We start from the raw sequence: 19309 nt of genomic DNA, 5'->3' as shown, positions 1-19309 counted from the left end.
AAAAAAATAAGAAAAGAAGATTATTTTTTAAATCTTCTTACCTGTACTAAAAATATTGACATTAAAACAACAATCAAAGCCATCAATGGGTTTCCAGTTGCAGGCATTTTATTGTCTATTGTAGATTTTTTGGACGGATGTTTATGTGTTTTGTTGTCATCATCCGGTTCATCTTTAGGGTTGACCTTGATCTTTCCGGTAGTGTTTGCTGGAAGATACTTGTCGTCACCTGAATAGAATGCAAGGATGTCATGCACGCCGACTTCAAGGCCAGGAATGATGAACACTGCCTGACCGAACTGGATTATCGCAGTATGGCGTTCACCGTTTATTTCTATTGTTATTTCGCCTGTTGCATCGTCCGGAACGGTGACTATGATTACTCCATCTTCACCCACTGTGATTTCAGGAGCTTCAACATCAACCGGAGGCTTGATTTTCCATACCTCAAATGAGCTTATGTTTTCGCTTGGAAGATAGAGCTCGTTTCCGTTATACCATGCGGTTACATCCTTCACGCCTGCCTTGAGGTCAGGTATGGCCAATAATGCATATCCGTTTTCAAGAGGGCATGTGTAGTTTACGCCTTCAACATTGACAATGACGCTTCCGGTCACTCCTGAAGGACCAACGTAAATCTCCATGAACTCATCATCACCGACATAGATGTTTGACGGAATTATGACGATTGTTGTCGGAATGCGGTCTTTTACATGGAAGACATCTGATGTGTCCACGCTTGTGTAGTTTTCGTTTCCAGGATACATTGCGTATGCAGGATATGTTCCCACAGGCAGATTGATTATGTTCCATGTTGCCCTTCCGTTGTAGTCGAATTTTGATGCTTTAAGCACATCGGTTGTCACTACACCGTTTTCAAGAGGGATTTCAACAGTGATTCCGTTTACTGTCACGAACACTGTTCCAGGAGCGTTGACAGTGACGTTTAGGACTTCGATTTCCCATACCCAGATGTCTTCAACCTGAATTGTGATTTTTGGAGTCAGTTTGGCAACATTGAATTTGCCGGAAGTTGAGTTAGGCAGGTACTTGTCGTCTCCGCCGTAGACTACAGTGACGTCGTAGTCTCCACCGGCAAGATCTGTTACCGGAAGCTCCACAATTCCGTTGTTAATCGGAACGTTATTGTATGTCCTGTCTGCAACGGTAATGTTTACTGTTCCTGTTACCTTTTCAGGCAATCTGACAACCAGAATCTCATCCTCACCGTATGTGATGTTGTAGGTCACCAGTTCGATTGGAGTGTCGAGCTTGGTTACTGTAACGTTGTCGCAGGCGTAGTTGTTGTTGGATGTGTTTCTGTCCTTTTCTGTTGAATTGACGATTACTGAATTTTCAACAGTGCCAACTTCAACCGCCTGGACTGTCAATGTCATTGTCGCAATTGAAGAGTTGGTGAGTTTACCTATATACCAAATGTTTTTGGCTGCATCATAACTGCCTTGACTTGCAGCAGATGAAATGTAGACCACATTATTTGATAGTTTTCCAGTGACATTTACATTTGTTGCATCGTTCGGTCCATTATTTTGCACCTTGATTGTGTAGACCATATTGTCGCCGACTTTAACCTCAGTTGCGCTTACTGTCTTGTTGACTTTGACGTCAACCAAAGGAAGTGCAGTGATGTTGTCGGATGACGCATTGTTGTTGGATGTGTTGGTGTCCTTTTCGTTTCCTTTAACTGATACGAAGTTTGCAACAGTGCCGTTGGATTTGACTTTAACGGTTATGAACAATCCTGCATTGCCTCCGCTTTCCAAAGTGCCAATTGTCCAGATGCCTTTGATTGGATCATAGCTTGTGCCGACGCTTGGATTGATACTGATGATTTCAACAAGGCCAGTTACGTTTTCGCTGACCACAACACCTGTAGCTGTGCAAGGACCGCTGTTATGAACATCAATGGCGAATGTTATCTCATCACCCACATAGACTGTGTCACGTGCAGGTATTGTGATTGCCCTTTTGTGTATGTCCAAATCGACAATAGGAAGTGCTGTGAAGTTATCGATTTCATCCCTGTTGTTTGACTCATTTATGTCCTTTTCTCTGGATTTTACAACAACAACGTTTGAAATAGTTCCGTTGGACATTACCCTTGCCTTGATTGTAAGGGTTGCATCTGACTTTTTGGCCAGAGTTCCTATATACCAAATGCGCTCGGTTTCATTGTAGTATCCGTTTTGTGTTGTGCTTTCCTCGACTTTAAGGTGGGAATTCCAGAATTCTGTCACATTAACATCTGTAGCATCAAGGTCTCCCCTGTTGTGGACGCGTATTGTGAATACCACAGTATCATTCACATAAACGACATCCGCTCTTGTGACCTCCTTGTCTATGACCAAATCGACAAAGGATGCTGCAGTGATGTTTGTGAGATTATACTCGTTGTTGGTAAGGTTTGTGTCATTGTCTGAACCATTTACGAATACATAATTGCTGATGTCACCTGAAGCGACAACTTCTGCAATGATTGTAAGGTTGTGGACCTCACCTTTGTTGAGGTTGCCGATAACCCATGTTGCATCCTGATAACGTCCGATTGTGACATTAGCTGAGATGAATTTGAGAGGATGCTTGATTTCTTCACCTACAAATACGCCTGTAGCGTTGCACGGACCGTCATTGTAGACTGAAACTGTGAATTTTATTCTGTCCCCAACAGCTACAGTGCCAGATACATTTGCCTTTTTGGTAATCTGCAAATCAACATTTGCCACTGCCAAATTGGTGACATTAGCGAAGTTGTTTGTAAGGTTGGTGTCATTGTCATAGGTTGTTACGTTAACCTTGTTTATAATAACACCTGCATATCTGACTTCAGCATCAATTGTCAGTGTTGCATTGGCCCCTTCATTCAAATCACCTATATTCCAGGTACCGTTCTCATATTTGCCCACACTAGCGACGCTTGAAATCAATTTAAGACGAGCATCTAAATTTTCACCGACATATACTCCTGTAGCGTTGCACGGACCGTCATTAAATACGGTAATCACATATCTGATCCTATCACCTATCGCCAGGACTTCTGAAACATTGCGCTCTTTGGCAATGCGCAAATCGACATAGGCGACTGCAGTGAGATTGCGTGCTGATGCGACATTGTCTGTGAAGTTGGCTTCCCTACCTGCGCCATCCACCCAAACGTTGTTGGCTATAAGGCCCTTATGAATTACCTGCGCTTTGATTATCAGTGAAACATTCTCATTAACGGCCAGATCACCAATAAACCAGGTGCCGTTGGTGTAATTATAATAGCCTTTAGATGCTGTGCTGTTTATCAGTTTAAGATAAGGTGTCAGAATTTCAGTGACATTGACATCCCATGATTCTGTAGGACCCTTATTTGTCACGTTTATTGTGTACATGATATAATCAGTGACATTGACAAAATCGCCAGTCACATTGACCTCTTTTGTAATATTCAAATCAGTGTACGGACGCACTACAAACAGAGCCCAGTCAGTGTCTCCCAGACGGGTTGAATTGCCTTTGAATGTAGAGGTTGCCTTATAATGGCCTACAGGCAATCCTGAAATGTTATAGTACGTAAGGGTACTGTTAATGATTTCGACTGTGAAAGTGGTATGCTTTGTATCGTTGATTTCAACTGTGACGTTTCCGGACAGATTACCCCATGCCCCATCGGTTAAAGAGAGGAGTGCAGAAGCGTTTTCGCCGTAAGTACAGTTGTTAACCCAAATTTGGACAAGACTGCTGTTGGAGGAAGTGTCTCTTAAATAGGTATAGTACCTGTCGCTTTTATGTTCATATGCGAAGTTGTAGATTTCTCCTTTTTCAGCCTTGAAGGTATATACGACCTTACCGGAACCATCGGTGACTAAATCTTGCTGATCTATTAATTCACCTTTTTTATCGAACATGTAGATGGTGACATTCTGCCTTACTTCCTGATTGCTCTTGACAGGAGTTTCATTAGTTACGGAAATGCCGTTTGTTCCAAGATAAGTCACATTAGTACATGAAAGGTCTAACCTGTTGCCCTGAAGCCATATTGAGTTCAATAGATTATCATTTCCTAAAAATATTGCACTTGTGTAATTATATGTGTCATTATATACGCCAATTGTTTTATTGATGAATTTATTGGCGTTTGCCTGGTTATCCAGAAGAACAACATCCTTCAAAGAGAACCTGACGAAGTCAGTGGCATAGATTGCAGAACCTCTGTATGCTGTGTTGTTTACCATATCAGTGTTTACGATTTCGCTGTTTGCAGCTTTGTTGACATAGTTATGATAAAGGGCAGCACCGCTTTCTTCAGCAGTGTTGTTCTTAATGGTGGAATTATACATCTTGATTTGAACATTGTTTGTAAAGATTGCTCCGCCTCTTTTTGCGCTGTTGGACTCGAATGAAGTTCCATTCAATGTGACATCATTACTTGTAGCGTACAAAGCTCCTCCATCCTCAGCAACATTGCCTGTAAATGAAGTGTCATAAACCTTGGTTGTTCTGACGGTGTATACTGCACCACCCAAATCAGCATGATTTTCTTCGAATGATGAATTGTAGAGGTTAGGATTTACTCTACCATCCAAATAAATCGCTCCTCCGTAGGATGTTCCATTATCTGTTGAAGCACGTGACATGAGTACCGTGACATTGTTCATGTTAGCGCCAGTGTAGTAAATGGCACCACCTTTAACGTTTCCGTTATCTGTATAAGCAATTGCATCAGCCACATATACATTATTCAGATTGTTAATGCCTGTTGAGTAAATGGCTCCACCATCTGCAGTATTTGAGGAATTCATCACGTTTGTTCTGGAGTAGTCTATAGAAATGTTTTCAACAATATCTGAACTTCCAGACCAGAATATCGCTCCACCTTTACCGTTTGCAAGAGTGTTTGAAATTGTTGCATTAATCAAACTGCCTGATTTTCCAGCCCAATAAATCGCTCCACCATCAGATTTGAAATTATCGGATGACGATGTTGCATTATCTATAATGATGTTAGACACAACATTGTTAGTTCCAACATTATTACCACCAGCTACATAAATTGCACCTCCATGAGCTGATTTTGTACTTCCATTATTAGGATTATTTGAAGAGGAAGAAGTTATAGTAATCTTGGTAAAATTACAATTGATACCAGATAAGTATATAGCTCCACCATTCGCATCCTTTTTACCTAAGGAATTTGATGAAGAGTTGAATATAGTAGCATTCTCCATATATCCATTATTACCTGCCCAGTATATTGCTCCACCATTATCGTTAAGAGTAGCAGTATTTTCGATTGAAATATTGATTAAAGAGGCATTTACACTTTTTACGTATATTGCTCCACCATAAGTACTGTTCGCTACTGAATTAAAGATTGCACAATTTGTGATTGTGATATTGTCATCATCAATACGGATTGCTCCACCACCTTCACCATACCTGTTGTCATCATAACTTTGATTGACATAGGAATTGTAGATGTAACAATGGTCAATTACAGAATTAATCGCAAAACTTTCTTTCATCACTATTGATCCACCACTGGCTTGAGCTTTATTTCCATCAAATGTATTGTTATATATCCAGGACCCTTCCATTTGATTTGCAATAGCCCCACCATGTTTATGGGCGGTGTTATTGTAGAACTGACAGTTGGTCATAGTTAAATTAAAACCACCACCAGTTTGGTGACCGGTATAAAGTGCACCACCATCAGATGCAGCAGTATTGTTAATAAATAGACAATTATTGATTACACTGTCTTTTGCGTGATACCAGTTAATAGCACCACCATGTCTTCCATTAGCAGTGTTGTTAATGAATTTTGAATCCTGGATTAAACCACCAGCTCCGATGTGGCCAATTTCACCAGCCGTCCAGAAAATGGCGCCTCCACCTTGTTGAGTGTTATTACAATCATTATTGGTGAAAGTACATCCTACAATTGAATCAGAACCGTGACCACCATCCCAGTTAATGGCTCCACCATTACTGTATGCCCTATTTTCATCAAAGAAAGAGTAGTATACAGACGCATTGTCTCCACTCATATCTAAAGCACCACCGGAACCAGATTTTGCAATGTTATCAGTGAAATTGCTATTAGAGATCATGGTATCATTTCCTGAAACTTTAATTGCACCTGCAGAATTTGCAGTGTTTTTTTCCAAATTACAATAGGAAATTGTTGTATTTTCACCGTCTATATAAATTGCTCCTGCAATACCTGCCTTGGAGTTGGTGAAATTAGAAAATGCGACAGTGGTTCCCACATTCTTGATAAAGATTACACCACCATTAGCATTGCCAACGGTACAATTATCAAATGAAGAATGTAAAACACTAGTATCTTTACCATCAACATATATAGCTCCACCGTTACCTCCTGCCTTGAAATTTTCAAAGTGAGACCATTCGATTACTGCATTACTTCCAACAACGGAAATGGCCCCTCCGACAGATTTTGATGAACTATTTGAAAATGTGGACGCATTGATAATGGCATTTCCACCTTCAATGTGAATTATACCTCCCTGATGAGCAATACTGTTATTAAACTGAGATTTTTCAAGGAATATTCCTTCACCTTTAATGAAAATTGTTCCACCACGGGCACTGCCCAAATTAGCACGATTGTTTGTGAAGTTAGATGAAGCAATATGTGTATCAGGACCTTCTACATAAATGGCCCCACCACCATTAGAACTGGAAGTACCTATAGCAGCACAACTGTCAAAATTGTCATTTACAATATTTGTACCTCCACTTTGAGTGGTATAGATAGCCCCACCGCTCTCAGAAGCATTACAGTTTGTGAAATTTGAGTTTTCTATTACAGCACCCCAACCCCAAACGAAAATAGCTCCACCTTTAACAGCAGTATTTGAATCAAATAGGGAATTCTGCATTTTTACGTTATTACCGAATACATAAATATCCCCACCATTAGGAGAATAACATTCTTTAAAAATGGAGTTATCCACGATTGTACGATGTCCTTGAATATCAATGGCTCCACCACGAGAACTAGAGGATGTGGCTTTACATGCAGTGAAATTACAATCTAAAATATGGGCATCGTCGCCTTCAACACCAATAGCTCCTCCATTACCTACTTTAGAAGTGTCTCCGGAAAAATTGGATTTTGATATTGTTGCATTTACACCTTTAACAAATATTGCTCCACCATCAAATTCATTTACAGAACAATCTTTAAATTCATTAGAGGTAATGTTTGCATTTGCACCCCATACTGCAATGGCACCACCATAACGAACTGCATAACCTGAATCAAAATCAGAGTTTGAAATGGTTGCTCCTTCACCATCTATATAAATTGCACCACCGGAACCTCCATCAGCAGTTGTCTTACCTTTACCGTTGTTGGATTTGAATGAGGAATTATCTACAACAACATCATCTCCTGCAATGTAGATAGCTCCACCGATAAGGCCAGTGTTACTTGTAAATGTGGATTTATCAATATAAGCCCCATATCCTTCAACATAAATTGAACCCCCTCTTGTATTAGCATTGTTTGAAGAGGATTGTAACTCTGAGATGACAACATCATGTCCTTCAATATATATTGCCCCTCCGTTTTCAGCTGAATTCTGAACTGTAGAGGAATTTAAAAGATTGATTCTGGAACCATTTATGAATAATGCTCCACCGTCGCTGGCTGAAGACTTATAGATATAACAGTTTACGACTTGAGTATCGTTTCCGATGATGTATAATGCTCCACCATCATGTGCAGCTGAGCACTCATAGAATGAAGTTTCAAGAATATTTACATCATTTCCTGTGATGAATATGGCTCCACCGTCGACTTTAGAAGCATCTTTATCTTTGCCTATATTAGCCTGACTCTTAGTGAAACTGGATTTAACAACAGTTACATTGTCTCCTGTAAGACAGATTGTACCTCCACGAGTACTGGAGTTTCCTTCACTTATTCCTTTGTTATTGTTACAAGTGATATTGTACATATATCCATTGTCACCATTCCAGAAGATTGCACCATCATCATTTGCAATATTGTCCTTAAAGGTAGAATTGATTAATTTACAGTCAGTACCATTTACAAACAATGCTGCACCGTCCAAACCTTTGTTATTGGTAAATGTATTGTTTATAATTTCAGTATTGTTTCCAATGACATATAGGGCACCACCGTTATTGGCTGCAGTACATTTATCAAATGTGGTGTCAATGATAATAACATCATTACCTGTAACGAACAATGCTCCACCATCAACTTTAGAAGAGTTTTTACCGGCATCGATTGTAGCAACAGAAGAAGTGAATCGTGATTTTGCAACAGTTACGTTGTTTCCTGTAAGACAGATTGTACCTCCACGGGAATTTGAACCTTGACTTACTCCTTTGTTATTAACACAGGTGATATTATACATATATCCGTTATCACCTTGCCAGAAAATAGCACCGTCATCATTAGCAGTATTGCCATTAAAGGTAGAATTGATTAATTTACAGCCAGTACCATTTATAAATAATGCCGCACCGTCTGAACCTGTGTTTTTAGTAAATGTACATTCAATAATTTCGGCATTGTTTCCGATTACATATACTGCACCACCGTTATTGACAGCACTGCACTGGTCAAAAGTAGTGTTTTTAATAGTTACATCATTACCTGTTACGAATAAGGCTCCACCATCAACTCTAGTAGTGTTATTCCTATTAGCGTAAGAAGAGCCTTTTGAGAATTTAGAGTTGGAAACAGTGATGTTTGATCCAGTAATGATAATTGACCCACCACGGGTATTTGATGTACCGCTGCTGTTTCCTTTGTTGTTTGTACAAGCGATATCAATAATGATACCGTTATTTCCTTCCCAGTATACAGCACCACCGTCGTCTCCTGCGACGTTGTCCTGAAATACCACACTTTTCAGTTCTACATTATCTGCACTAATATAGGCGGCTCCACCGTCGCCTGTTGAAGTACATTTTATGAATTTTGAATTTTCGATTATAGATAACTCGTGAGAATTTTCAGTTAAGTATAACGCCCCACCAAAGCGTGCTGAGTTTCTATTAAATTCTGAACCATTTATAATCAAGTTTGAGGTTAGTGAACTTGAATTGGATACGTAAATAGCACCCCCGCTCATTTGGGCTACATTATCATTAAATTTACAATTTATGATTTCAAGGTGTGTTGAGGGATCAAGCTTGATTGCACTACCGTTAACACCAAAAGCATTACTAAAAATTATATCCTTTAAAATGACCTTAGAGTTACCCTGGATATTGAATATAGAAGCCTTTTTCTGTGCATTTATAGTATTACCTTGTCCATCAATGGTTATACTCTTATCAATAATAATCCCTTCGGAAAAATCGCCATCACTGTCTGAATAGGAATAATCTTCATTCAAAGTGATGGATTCCCCAGCCTGAGAATCAGAAATTGTAGTATTTAAACTAGTGAATCCGGGGCTAGCTCCCAGATTATGATCTTGATTGTTTGTTACAGAAATAGTGTTTGAATCATCACTAACGGCCGTAATAGTGACGTTATCTGTCGTGTCACTCGCTGAGGCAACGGAAAGCAGAGAAAAAAACACTATGAACAAACAAATACTAAGAAATATTTGTTTTTTATTCATGAATATTAACCTCAATTTTTTTATCTTACTTTCACGATAATTCAAAACTGACGATACAGTACATATATATAATATATAACATATATAATGCTTTTCTTCCAATATATTAAAAAAATATTAAAAAAATTTCAGAATTTTTAAAGAAAAGTAAACAAAAAATTAAAAAATGTCACTAAAGAAAAAGAGATATGAAAAAATATGAAAAAATTAAATAAAAAGTATTCATTCTACAATAGAAACAAAAAAAGAAAAAAAGTGAAAAGCAATCCTATTTGATTACTTTACTTTTGATGATTTCAACCCTTTTGAGAGGGTAAATCTTTTTAGCGTTGTGGTAAATTTCAGATGCCAATTTACCGTTGACACATACTTTTACCAAATCGTCGAATGATCTTTCAGCTGCTGCTTCGATGAGTAAATCTTCGATTGTTTTTCTCATGTATCTTTGTTGAGAAGATTTAGCTCTTCTGATGGTTACAGCCAATACTTGGAGTTTTAATTTGCGGTCATCTTTTGTTTTTACGATTGCTGAAGCGTCGATTCTTGAAGTTCCTCTTCTAATCATGCTTCTGACATAATCGGTTGTGGTTTTGTGACCTGTGAATTTTGTGTTTGCAACGTCTCCTGCAACGTTGTCGATTTCAAACCTGAGTTTGATGTATTGTTTTGAGAAGTCTCCGGTTAATTCTCTCATGGTAACTTCTACACCTCTTCCAATGAGAAGTTCTGGATCTTTTGCTGGAGTTTCTCCGATTTCTTTGTCTTCAAAGTTCACTGGTGTTTTGATAGTGTACCAGGACTTTTCTTTCCATGTATCACGTACTCTACGTCTTGATTTTGCTTTTGCCATTATATCTACCGTTAATAAAATTTATCTAATAATCTAGCGTAACGCCATTAAAATTTTAAAAATAGCCTTAAATTTTGTAGTTTATGAAATACTTTACAAAATAAACCCAAAAAACGATTATAAATTAGTATTGAATTATAATCGTTTATTCGACTATCGAGAGTTGTACTCTCTTTATTTAAAGAAATATTTGTAATTTAAGTTTTAATTTTTAAAACCCGCCCATAAAGGTTATAATTACATATTTTATTCATGATATATAAAGATTATTGAATTTTTAAAAATTAGGCGAAAATTTGGAAATGATTTGAAAAATAAAATTTTCAACCATTTCAGAAGACCTCATGAAACTCGAATTTAAATGCTCCGATTGGAAAATTACCCATTTAGAAGAGGTTTTGAAAAATGCTACAATAGACTCGAAAAAAGTTTACAATATATTTTCTAAAAGAAGCATATGGGATAATATTTGCCCCTGAGGGCGCTATTTACATACTTGCCGAAACCCTTGTATGAATCCGGGTCGACATTTTTGATATTATTGACACTTGTCCTTTTGTTGTTTATGGAAAGCTTCACATGGGTGTTAATGTAGCCATCTTCCCTAATCATTTTCAAAAGTCTCTGGCCATATGTGAGACCTGGGTCCCTTATGCGGTTGCACATCATCTTCAGTGTCGGCCTTCCTGCGTCGATGCCGAAGACCTCGCACATCCCATACATTTCATTTATGATTTCTGAAGCCCAGCTTTTAAATGTTACTTCCTCACCGTCCCTTATCAGTCTCATTGACTCATCATAAGCCATCTCTGCAGTATTCTCTTCGTTGATTCGAGCTTCCTCCTGCCATTTTTCATATGATGACTCGTCCTTGACGAGCATATAGAGCAGGAACATGTGCAGAAACTTCATGTCATGTCTTACAAGACCGCACTGATAGAACGGATTGATGTCCAATGTCCTTATTTCAATATACTGTATCCCATCTTCTTTTAATGAATTTAAATAGTCTTTAGGGTCTTTCGGCTTCAGCCTGATTTGGGTGTAGAGTTCCTTTGCCTCTGAGAGATCGCCCTTTTCGATGAATCCCTCAACATCAGCTATGAAATCCTCAACTGATGCATATGAAGGATATAAGCTTTTGAGGTTCTTGTATCCGCAGGAAGAATTCCTGAATGAAGGCCCTTTGGTTGAATAATGGCTTCCGTAATCATCCTCTGCATCCATCAAGTGAATGCAGTCCTTTGTAAAGGTATTGTGAGAACCTATTGAGCAACCTGTAAGATATATGATCAACCAGCAGTGCCGGAGGTAATTTCTGGTGATTTTAAGATAGACTTCGTTTTTGAACTCCTGAAAGCTCAAATCAGAGTTTGAAATCCTTTGAAGTTTCCTTAAAACATCATCGTCAAAAGAAAAGTTGAAGTGAACACCCGAAATCATCTGCTTTTTGACGCCGTACTTTTTAGCAAGCTCTTCACGGTATTTTTGAGAACTCATTCCTTCATCGGAGTACTGCGCTATCGGTATTTTATCATTATAAGGCAGTATGCATGGAATTGACTGAAACCAGAGATATTCATCATCCGGAAGGGATGAATTGACCAGGTCAGCCAACAGGGAAAAAGTATCGAAAGCCTTGTCTATAGTGTCAAATGTCGGAGTAATCATTTCAATTTGGCTTTCCGAAAAATCAGTTGTAATCAGCGGATTTGTAAGCTTATCTCCGAAAACCTTTGGATGCGGCGTTAAAGACAACTCACCTTCACCGCGAGCCCTTAAGCTCTCCCATTCAATCCCAAATGAACCAGCCAATAATTCATCTGTTGATAATTTTGATAGATTCAATAAATTCATTCACATCCCACAATCAATAGTACCATAATCATTTATTAACTTTTCTATAGATACTCCCTTTTGCAATGATTCTATAATGTTTTTTCCTGGATTTGTATGTTTTTTGATGCGCAGATATAACGGTTTCAGGAATTTCTCTTCACCGATTCCCCTTTCCGCTAAGCCGTCATCAGCTAAATCGACAATTTCCTTGGTCAGCTTGCATAAACCTCCCTTATCAATGAAAGAAGGTATTTCGTCACATACCAACAGTTTTCTAAGTTCACTTGCTGTGTATCCCTTATGATATATTATGTTATCATTACTAATTAATTCTTCCAGTTCATCCAATTTATCCTTAAGACCCAAATGGAATGCTGCCACAGTCATTGAATCTTTAATTGGTTGTGTGCATACGCTTCTAAACTCAACAGTTCCTCTGAAAGTTAAGTTGATGAACTTGAATGGCCTTAGATATTTAATATCATCCAAACAGGGTTTTATTTCAATTTTCCTATATGTCCCATTGTCATAAATCTCACCTGTTATGGATTCCTTTGAAAAGTAATCCCTCAGGTTCATTGTTTCGAAGTTGATGTATGCGCCATCTCTCATTACGCAATACATATTTAACGATTCCATATATGCTCCAAGGTCATTTAAGTCCTTGAAATCAACATCGTACATGCCCACGTTATGAGGGTTTATCCCATGAGTGGAATACTCCCATAAGTCATCACGGCAGCATGCCTTGCGGGACTTTGCACCAAAAAGCACGGAGTTTGAAAACAGCAATGCCTTGATCGGTTCTATTTTTGAAAATACGTTGATTGTCTTAACCAAATCATCTCGATAAACGTCCAGCTGCACCTGTGAAGCGGATGAAAACATTCCATATTCCGGATATTTATGAAAATGCATCGGAAGGTCATCGTAGCGTGTAAAGGATTTCAGATGATGATAAAGCATCAGGTATCTTTCGGAAGGAATTGGGCTGAAATTATTATATTTTCTATAAGGATTTATCCCCATTCCAGTTAATGTATGATTATACTGCTCGAATGCTTCTTTTGTGAATGTATAATATTCACAAAAGCGCTCATGAATTGAAAACAGGTCCTTTTCACGGCCCATTGCAAATTCTATGTTGTTGTATGAACAGTCATAGCAGAATATGTCATCATTTCCATCGTTTTTAAGGGCGAAGGTGTTGCCGTCATAATCTATTCCCTCATCATTAAAATCAGAATATTGCTTTTTGAATTCTGATGTGACATTATGGACAACTTCAAAATCTACCGCCTCTTTGTTAAGATTTACTATTGGAATTTCAATTTCGACTCCAATGAAATTTTTTATTTGATCCGTTGGCTTAATAAACTCCTCATAGAGCTTGCTTCGAATCATCTTTTGAGTAATCTCCCCTTCTAGCATATTTACTCCCCATTCAATGAATCCAAGTAATCCTGTAAAATTTTTTCATGCACTTCTGTTAAAATAAATTCATTATCATGCTCTTCGCTTTCAAAAATGATATTTCCATCAATTAGGCCAAACAGCTTGTTCAGTTCAACCTCAAGCCAGCCGTCATCGTCAGTCAATGGAGTTGTGGCCACTAAAAAGCCGTCATCATTTTTCAGATAATAAAGAGATTTTCTCATATTCGAATGGATATAAGTCAAATCCCCATCATAAATCATCAAATTAAGCTTGTTGTTTTTGGACAGATCAGATACAATCTCAGTTAATAAGTTAAATCGCTCCTTAATTGTAGATAATCCCCCTTTAGCATCTTCAAACTCATTAACCTTATCGATTATATGGAGAAGTATTCGCTCAGAATCAGTATCTCCATTCTCAACATTCTTGTATCTGTCAAGTTCGGGATAGTCAAATATGGTTCCGTTGTGTATCAACATCCAAGACCTATTGTTATCATCAGCTTCCGTAAAAGGGTGACAATTGGGAGATATAATTTCACCAACAGTTGCTAATCGGATATGAGCGAATACATTCTTGCCAACAACGGGGTTGGATAATATATCTTTCAAATGTTGACTACATGTTGCTTTTATAGGCTCTTTAGTTATAACAAATTCATCAGATTGCATTGTAGCCAATCCCCATCCATGCGGATGTTGATCGGAATGATTATAGAAACATTCCAAACATTCATTTACTTGTTTTGGCGTATTAGAGTTAAAACAAAAAATTTCACACATACATTATCCCCCCATCATTGATTATCACAATTGTTATATTGCAACATGATATATTATATAACTTATGTTATATAAAGATTATCGAAAAAAGAAATGAAAAAAAGTTAATTTTTCATGAAGTTGTAGTGGTCAATGTACCTTTTTAAGACATCATCAACAGGACCTTCATCGGTTACGAGTTTGATGCCTGCATTTTCAGCCTTAATTTTTGATTTAAAACCATATTCAACAGCAATCAAAACGTCACAGTCTTCACATGCTTTCAACACTTTGCTTCCCTGATGCTTTGATTCGACATCAATGTCAACGGTCCTGTGTTCAACAAAGGTCAGTTCATCTTCATAATCGTAAATATAAAGGGAACTGCCTTTTCCAAGGTGCAAATCCACGTTTTCTCCATCAGATGATACAACAGCCAATCTCATTTTAATCCCTTACCTTTTTGATGATTTTAGCGACGTTCTCGCCGAAGAGCCTTATTGTCTGGATTCCTTCTTCGTCTTCCATTGCGGTTCCTTCCGCTCCTGCAATAACCATGTTCCAGTATGTGCTTCCTGCAACAATCATGTTGTTGATTGCAAAAAACATCAGCATTTCCTGAAGCGTTAATGTGACTCCTCCACGTCTTGCAACGGCAATCGGGCCTCCGACCATCCAGTCAAGGAACCTGTCTCCTCCACGGGACACTTTTCCGATTCTCTGAAGTGCGGCCATTATGTCGCCTCTTGCTGTTCCGAAATACACCGGCGCTGCAGGGATGAATCCGTCTGCATTCCGGATTTTTTCGATGATTTCATCAAGGCCATCCGGAAGCACGCAGTTTCCAGTTTCTGCGCATTTTCCGCATGCTATGCATGATTGGATTTTCATTCCCCTTAGTGAAATGATTTCAGCCTCGACTCCTTCCTTTTCTATCTCCTTTGCACACTCTTCAAGCACGATTTTGGTGTTTGAGTTTGCCCTTGGAGATGCGTTCAGTAAAATAACTTTGCTCATTTTATCATTACTCCCATGTCAATGCTTCCATTTCAAGATTATAACCTAACCTTTTGAGATTTTCAATTCCGTAGATACATTCTGCCAGAAGTTCTTCAAAATCCCTGTCAAGACGTATGTAAGCGGACAGCTGATTGAAGGCATTCCACAATTCAAAATCATCATCCTTATCATAGGGATTTGGCGGAATTGTTTGTTTTAACTCATGATTTGCGTCATAGAATTTGACAGCACCTTCCTCTTCAAAGAAGTCCATGTCGAATACGCCGCTTATTTCAACTTCCCTGAATTTGTGATGCCTGCAGAAGAACACTACCATCCTGTTTGTCATGACCTCACCATTTTAATGGAAACATCAATAATTGTGATATTTAAACCTCTGCACCATCCAATGCGTGGCGGCACATGCAATCTTTTGACTCGTCAACGTTTTTTATAAAATTATAAATCAGTTCAAGTAGCTCGTCTTCCATTTTTGCAACCATTTCAAAGACTTCGTCAATGGTTAGCTCATGTTCGGATATTCCTGATGCGTAATTGGAGACTATGCATATTGAATTGTAGCACATTTCCCTTTCTCGTGCCAGTGTGACTTCCGGAAGGCCTGTCATTCCGACAAGGTCTCCTCCAAGCATCTTAAACATTTTGATTTCTGCAGGAGTCTCGAATCTTGGCCCTTCAGTGCAGACATATGTTCCTCCAAGAATAACGTCACCGCATTCAGCCAATGCATCCCTTATGGATGGGCAATACGGTTCTGTCACGTCCACATGGACGACCTTGTCCTCAAAGTATGTTTTTGCACGGTTCTGTGAGAAATCAAGAAAGTCATCAGGTATTACGAAAGAGCCAGGAGGCATGTTTTCGTTCATTGAGCCCACAGAGTTTGTTGCAATAATTTTAGTGACACCTACTGCCTTTAATGCATCAATGTTTGCCCTGAAGTTAATTTTATGTGGAGGGATGGAGTGTCCTTTGGCGTGGCGAGGGATAAATGCCACTTTCTTTGAAAATATCTCCAGAAGGGAAACTTCCACTTCCCCATAATCTGTTTTTATTAATTTCTGCTCGCAGGAGTCTGCCTTTTGAGTGATTTCATATACTCCGCTGCCGCCGATTATGCCGATCATTTAAAACTACCCTTTACATACTGATAATGGTTTGACCTTTGCAACCAGTTTTGCGATTCCTGTACTGTCAGATACTCTGACTACACTGTCTACATCCTTATATGCACCAGGAGCTTCCTCTTCAATCACGCTTTTGCTTGTAGCCTTGATTTTAATGCCTTTTGAAGCAAGGTCATTGGTAATGTCATCTGCGTTGAAGTCCTTTTTAGCTCTTGATCTTGAAAGCACCCTTCCAGCACCGTGTGCGGTGGAGCCGAAAGTCTCTTCCATTGCAGTTTCGGTTCCGTGCAATACATATGATGCTGTTCCCATTGTACCTGGAATAAGCACAGGTTGTCCGACATCCCTGTATTTTTCAGGAACTTCTTCTCTTCCAGGACCGAATGCACGGGTTGCTCCTTTCCTGTGAACCAATAAGTCCTCTTCACGGTTAAATACCTTATGTCTTTCCATCTTGACGATATTGTGGGCCACGTCATAGACAATGTCCATTTCCATTTCCTTTGCGGTTTTTCCCATGACGTCCTCGAAGGTTTCACGAATCCAGTGAGTCATCATCTGTCTGTTTGCCCATGCATAATTGGCCGCTGCCGCCATTGCCTGAATGTAGTTTTGAGCTTCTTTTGAATCAAGAGGAGCGCATGCAAGTTGCCTGTCATCAAGCTGGATTTTGTATTTTTTGTAGGCCTTGTCCATTACTCTAAGGTAATCTGAACATACCTGGTGTCCGCAGCCTCTGGAACCTGAATGAATCATTACGACAACCATTCCCTTTTCAAGTCCGAATACCTTTGCAACCTCTTCATCGTAGATTTCATCAACGTACTGGACTTCCAGAAAGTGATTTCCGGAACCAAGTGAACCCAGTTGCGGAATTCCTCTTTTTTTAGCCTTATCTGAAACTATGCTTGAGTCGGCGTCGACCATTCTTCCGTTTTCTTCAAGAACTTCCAAATCTTCCGGCCATCCGTATCCGTTGTTTACTGCCCATTCAGCACCGTAATCGAGCACATCGTTAATCTGGTTTTCGTCAAGCTTTATTCTTCCTTTGCTTCCGACACCGGACGGGATGTTTTTAAACAACTTTTCTGTAAGCTCATCCAATTGCTCTTCGATGTCCTCTACTGTGAGATTGGTTTTGATGAGTCTGACTCCGCAGTTGATGTCGAATCCGACACCTCCAGGAGATACGATACCATTTCTCATGCTGAATGCTGCAACGCCTCCAATCGGGAATCCATATCCGAAGTGGATGTCCGGCAGTCCGATTGAGTACCTTTGAACACCCGGAAGGCAGGCCACATTAACAATCTGTTCGACTGCTCCTTCCTCCAGATCTTCAAAAAATTCATCAGCAATGTAAAATCTTCCGGAAGCCCTCATTTTCTTGTTGTAAGAGCCCGGAATTTCATAAACATTATCCCTAACTTTTTTAATTTCATCTTTAATAGTCATAAGCATCACTAAAATATTATGTATTAATATTTATATGTGACGATTAAATAATGTTTTGGTAAAATTGCATATTTCTTTTCAATTAGTAAATGCAATATGAAAAAAAGCAGAAATTATTGATTATAATATCCGGAATAATGTCTGGAAACTTCTTTAAGACTTAAAGCAGATTTTCCAGCAGCATTACAGCTGGTATCAAATATGAAAAATTTCCTACTCAAATTAAGTTTTAAGAGCAAATCATCAAGTTCACTGTCAATGAATTTGATATAGTCCTTAAATCCATTATTGAAATCATAATCCAATGCTTTAACAACCAAAAGCAATTGTGGAGTAACCAATGGATCAACATCCAATTCCAAATGAAATGAGGCATATGGGACATGTTTTTCTAAAAGAGGCCTGGTTTTTTTCAAAATAACGATTAGCCCCCTATTTTCACTGAAAAAATCATGAATTTCCTCATAATCTTCAAAAGGAAAATCATCAATTAAACTAGAAAATTCCTCCTCAAATAACCCCTTATCCTCATTTAACAAAGAAGCATAATCCATTTCTTTTTTAAATCGTTTTTAAACATATCCTTCTCCATCCTTCATAAGCAACAAATATCCCAATAATACAAATTCATTCCAATCAAACATTATTTCAACAATTAGCAAAATTATCGTCAGAGCATAAAATTGCTTTGACTTTGAAATATTGTTCTCACGTGAGAAAATTGACTTCAAATAGAAGTAATTTTACTTGAAATTTCAATTTAAGATATACTATGAACATAATACTTAAAAAAGGTTTTGATATCCATCAGATTAATAATATAAGAAAAAATCAATATTGTAAAAAAAGAGTTATTTTCTAAAGAGAGCGGATACACCTGCAAGCATCAGGAATAATGCGCTTAAAATGTTGATGTAATCAGAACCTATTATAACAAACATTGTTGCAACTATGAATCCTACGCCTGCAAGTTCATGATTCTTTTTAACGTAGTATGAAGAAGCAAAACCTAAAACGGATGCTATAATAGCCACTATGCCTAAAAATGGAGCGTGTGCTTGGCCAATGTGTTCCAAAAATATCAGGAAGGAACCTGAAAACACTCCTATGACTGACCCTATGAGACCCATCGCCATCTCAAAGTTTCTTGTTACGGTTCTTGTCCTTTTCATAATATCA

The 19309-nt window shown here is 38.5% G+C and carries 12 protein-coding genes; all 12 read right to left on the bottom strand.

The features are described from left to right. Positions 1 to 20: 20 nt before the first annotated feature. Positions 21 to 9599 carry an Ig-like domain repeat protein gene (locus Q0W26_RS00310; RefSeq protein WP_298521337.1) on the bottom strand — a complete coding sequence of 3193 codons (9579 nt, stop codon included), beginning with the start codon at positions 9597 to 9599 and terminating at the stop codon, positions 21 to 23. A gap of 310 nt (positions 9600 to 9909) precedes the next feature. Next, positions 9910 to 10491: a 30S ribosomal protein S3ae gene (locus Q0W26_RS00305; protein ID WP_298521336.1), complete on the bottom strand. Its 582-nt coding sequence runs from the start codon at positions 10489 to 10491 to the stop codon at positions 9910 to 9912. Between the two features lie 444 nt (positions 10492 to 10935). Beyond that, positions 10936 to 12348 (bottom strand): glutamate--cysteine ligase, encoded by a 1413-nt coding sequence (locus Q0W26_RS00300; RefSeq protein ID WP_298521335.1) that lies wholly within the window; start codon positions 12346 to 12348, stop codon positions 10936 to 10938. Beyond that, positions 12349 to 13761, bottom strand: coding sequence for a hypothetical protein (locus tag Q0W26_RS00295; RefSeq protein WP_298521334.1), 1413 nt, complete (start codon positions 13759 to 13761; stop codon positions 12349 to 12351). A 2-nt stretch (positions 13762 to 13763) separates the two neighbouring features. Then, positions 13764 to 14549 (bottom strand): class II glutamine amidotransferase, encoded by a 786-nt coding sequence (locus tag Q0W26_RS00290; RefSeq protein WP_298521333.1) that lies wholly within the window; start codon positions 14547 to 14549, stop codon positions 13764 to 13766. A 104-nt stretch (positions 14550 to 14653) separates the two neighbouring features. Continuing rightward, on the bottom strand, positions 14654 to 14974 hold the full coding sequence (locus tag Q0W26_RS00285; RefSeq protein ID WP_298521331.1) for a NifB/NifX family molybdenum-iron cluster-binding protein: 321 nt from the start codon (positions 14972 to 14974) through the stop codon (positions 14654 to 14656). Position 14975: 1 nt separating this feature from the next. Continuing rightward, positions 14976 to 15545, bottom strand: coding sequence for a flavodoxin family protein (locus Q0W26_RS00280; RefSeq protein ID WP_298521330.1), 570 nt, complete (start codon positions 15543 to 15545; stop codon positions 14976 to 14978). Between the two features lie 7 nt (positions 15546 to 15552). Beyond that, positions 15553 to 15876, bottom strand: a complete 324-nt coding sequence (locus Q0W26_RS00275) for a hypothetical protein (protein ID WP_298521329.1) — start codon at positions 15874 to 15876, stop codon at positions 15553 to 15555. A 40-nt stretch (positions 15877 to 15916) separates the two neighbouring features. After that, positions 15917 to 16675 carry an S-methyl-5'-thioadenosine phosphorylase gene (gene mtnP, locus Q0W26_RS00270; protein WP_298521328.1) on the bottom strand — a complete coding sequence of 253 codons (759 nt, stop codon included), beginning with the start codon at positions 16673 to 16675 and terminating at the stop codon, positions 15917 to 15919. A gap of 6 nt (positions 16676 to 16681) precedes the next feature. Next, positions 16682 to 18130, bottom strand: a complete 1449-nt coding sequence (locus Q0W26_RS00265) for an RtcB family protein (protein ID WP_298521327.1) — start codon at positions 18128 to 18130, stop codon at positions 16682 to 16684. A gap of 113 nt (positions 18131 to 18243) precedes the next feature. Continuing rightward, a complete protein-coding gene (locus Q0W26_RS00260) occupies positions 18244 to 18684 on the bottom strand; it encodes a hypothetical protein (protein WP_298521326.1) in 441 nt (146 codons plus the stop codon). 297 nt (positions 18685 to 18981) lie between these two features. Continuing rightward, complete coding sequence (locus Q0W26_RS00255) at positions 18982 to 19302, bottom strand: hypothetical protein (protein ID WP_298521325.1); 321 nt, start codon at positions 19300 to 19302, stop codon at positions 18982 to 18984. Positions 19303 to 19309: the final 7 nt, after the last annotated feature.

The sequence above is a fragment of the uncultured Methanobrevibacter sp. genome (assembly GCF_947169325.1).
In the GTDB taxonomy this organism is placed as follows: Archaea; Methanobacteriota; Methanobacteria; order Methanobacteriales; family Methanobacteriaceae; genus Methanocatella.
This window is presented reverse-complemented; position numbering and strand designations above follow the sequence as displayed.

What these genes read in the sequence shown, in the direction of transcription:
- Q0W26_RS00300 (WP_298521335.1), bottom strand. Translation starts at nt 12,348, where the DNA reads ATGAATTTATTGAATCTATCAAAATTATCAACAGATGAATTATTGGCT.
- Q0W26_RS00295 (WP_298521334.1), bottom strand. Translation starts at nt 13,761, where the DNA reads ATGCTAGAAGGGGAGATTACTCAAAAGATGATTCGAAGCAAGCTCTAT.
- Q0W26_RS00255 (WP_298521325.1), bottom strand. Translation starts at nt 19,302, where the DNA reads ATGAAAAGGACAAGAACCGTAACAAGAAACTTTGAGATGGCGATGGGT.
- mtnP (WP_298521328.1), bottom strand. Translation starts at nt 16,675, where the DNA reads ATGATCGGCATAATCGGCGGCAGCGGAGTATATGAAATCACTCAAAAG.
- Q0W26_RS00260 (WP_298521326.1), bottom strand. Translation starts at nt 18,684, where the DNA reads ATGGATTATGCTTCTTTGTTAAATGAGGATAAGGGGTTATTTGAGGAG.
- Q0W26_RS00275 (WP_298521329.1), bottom strand. Translation starts at nt 15,876, where the DNA reads ATGACAAACAGGATGGTAGTGTTCTTCTGCAGGCATCACAAATTCAGG.
- Q0W26_RS00290 (WP_298521333.1), bottom strand. Translation starts at nt 14,549, where the DNA reads ATGTGTGAAATTTTTTGTTTTAACTCTAATACGCCAAAACAAGTAAAT.
- Q0W26_RS00265 (WP_298521327.1), bottom strand. Translation starts at nt 18,130, where the DNA reads ATGACTATTAAAGATGAAATTAAAAAAGTTAGGGATAATGTTTATGAA.
- Q0W26_RS00305 (WP_298521336.1), bottom strand. Translation starts at nt 10,491, where the DNA reads ATGGCAAAAGCAAAATCAAGACGTAGAGTACGTGATACATGGAAAGAA.
- Q0W26_RS00285 (WP_298521331.1), bottom strand. Translation starts at nt 14,974, where the DNA reads ATGAGATTGGCTGTTGTATCATCTGATGGAGAAAACGTGGATTTGCAC.
- Q0W26_RS00280 (WP_298521330.1), bottom strand. Translation starts at nt 15,545, where the DNA reads ATGAGCAAAGTTATTTTACTGAACGCATCTCCAAGGGCAAACTCAAAC.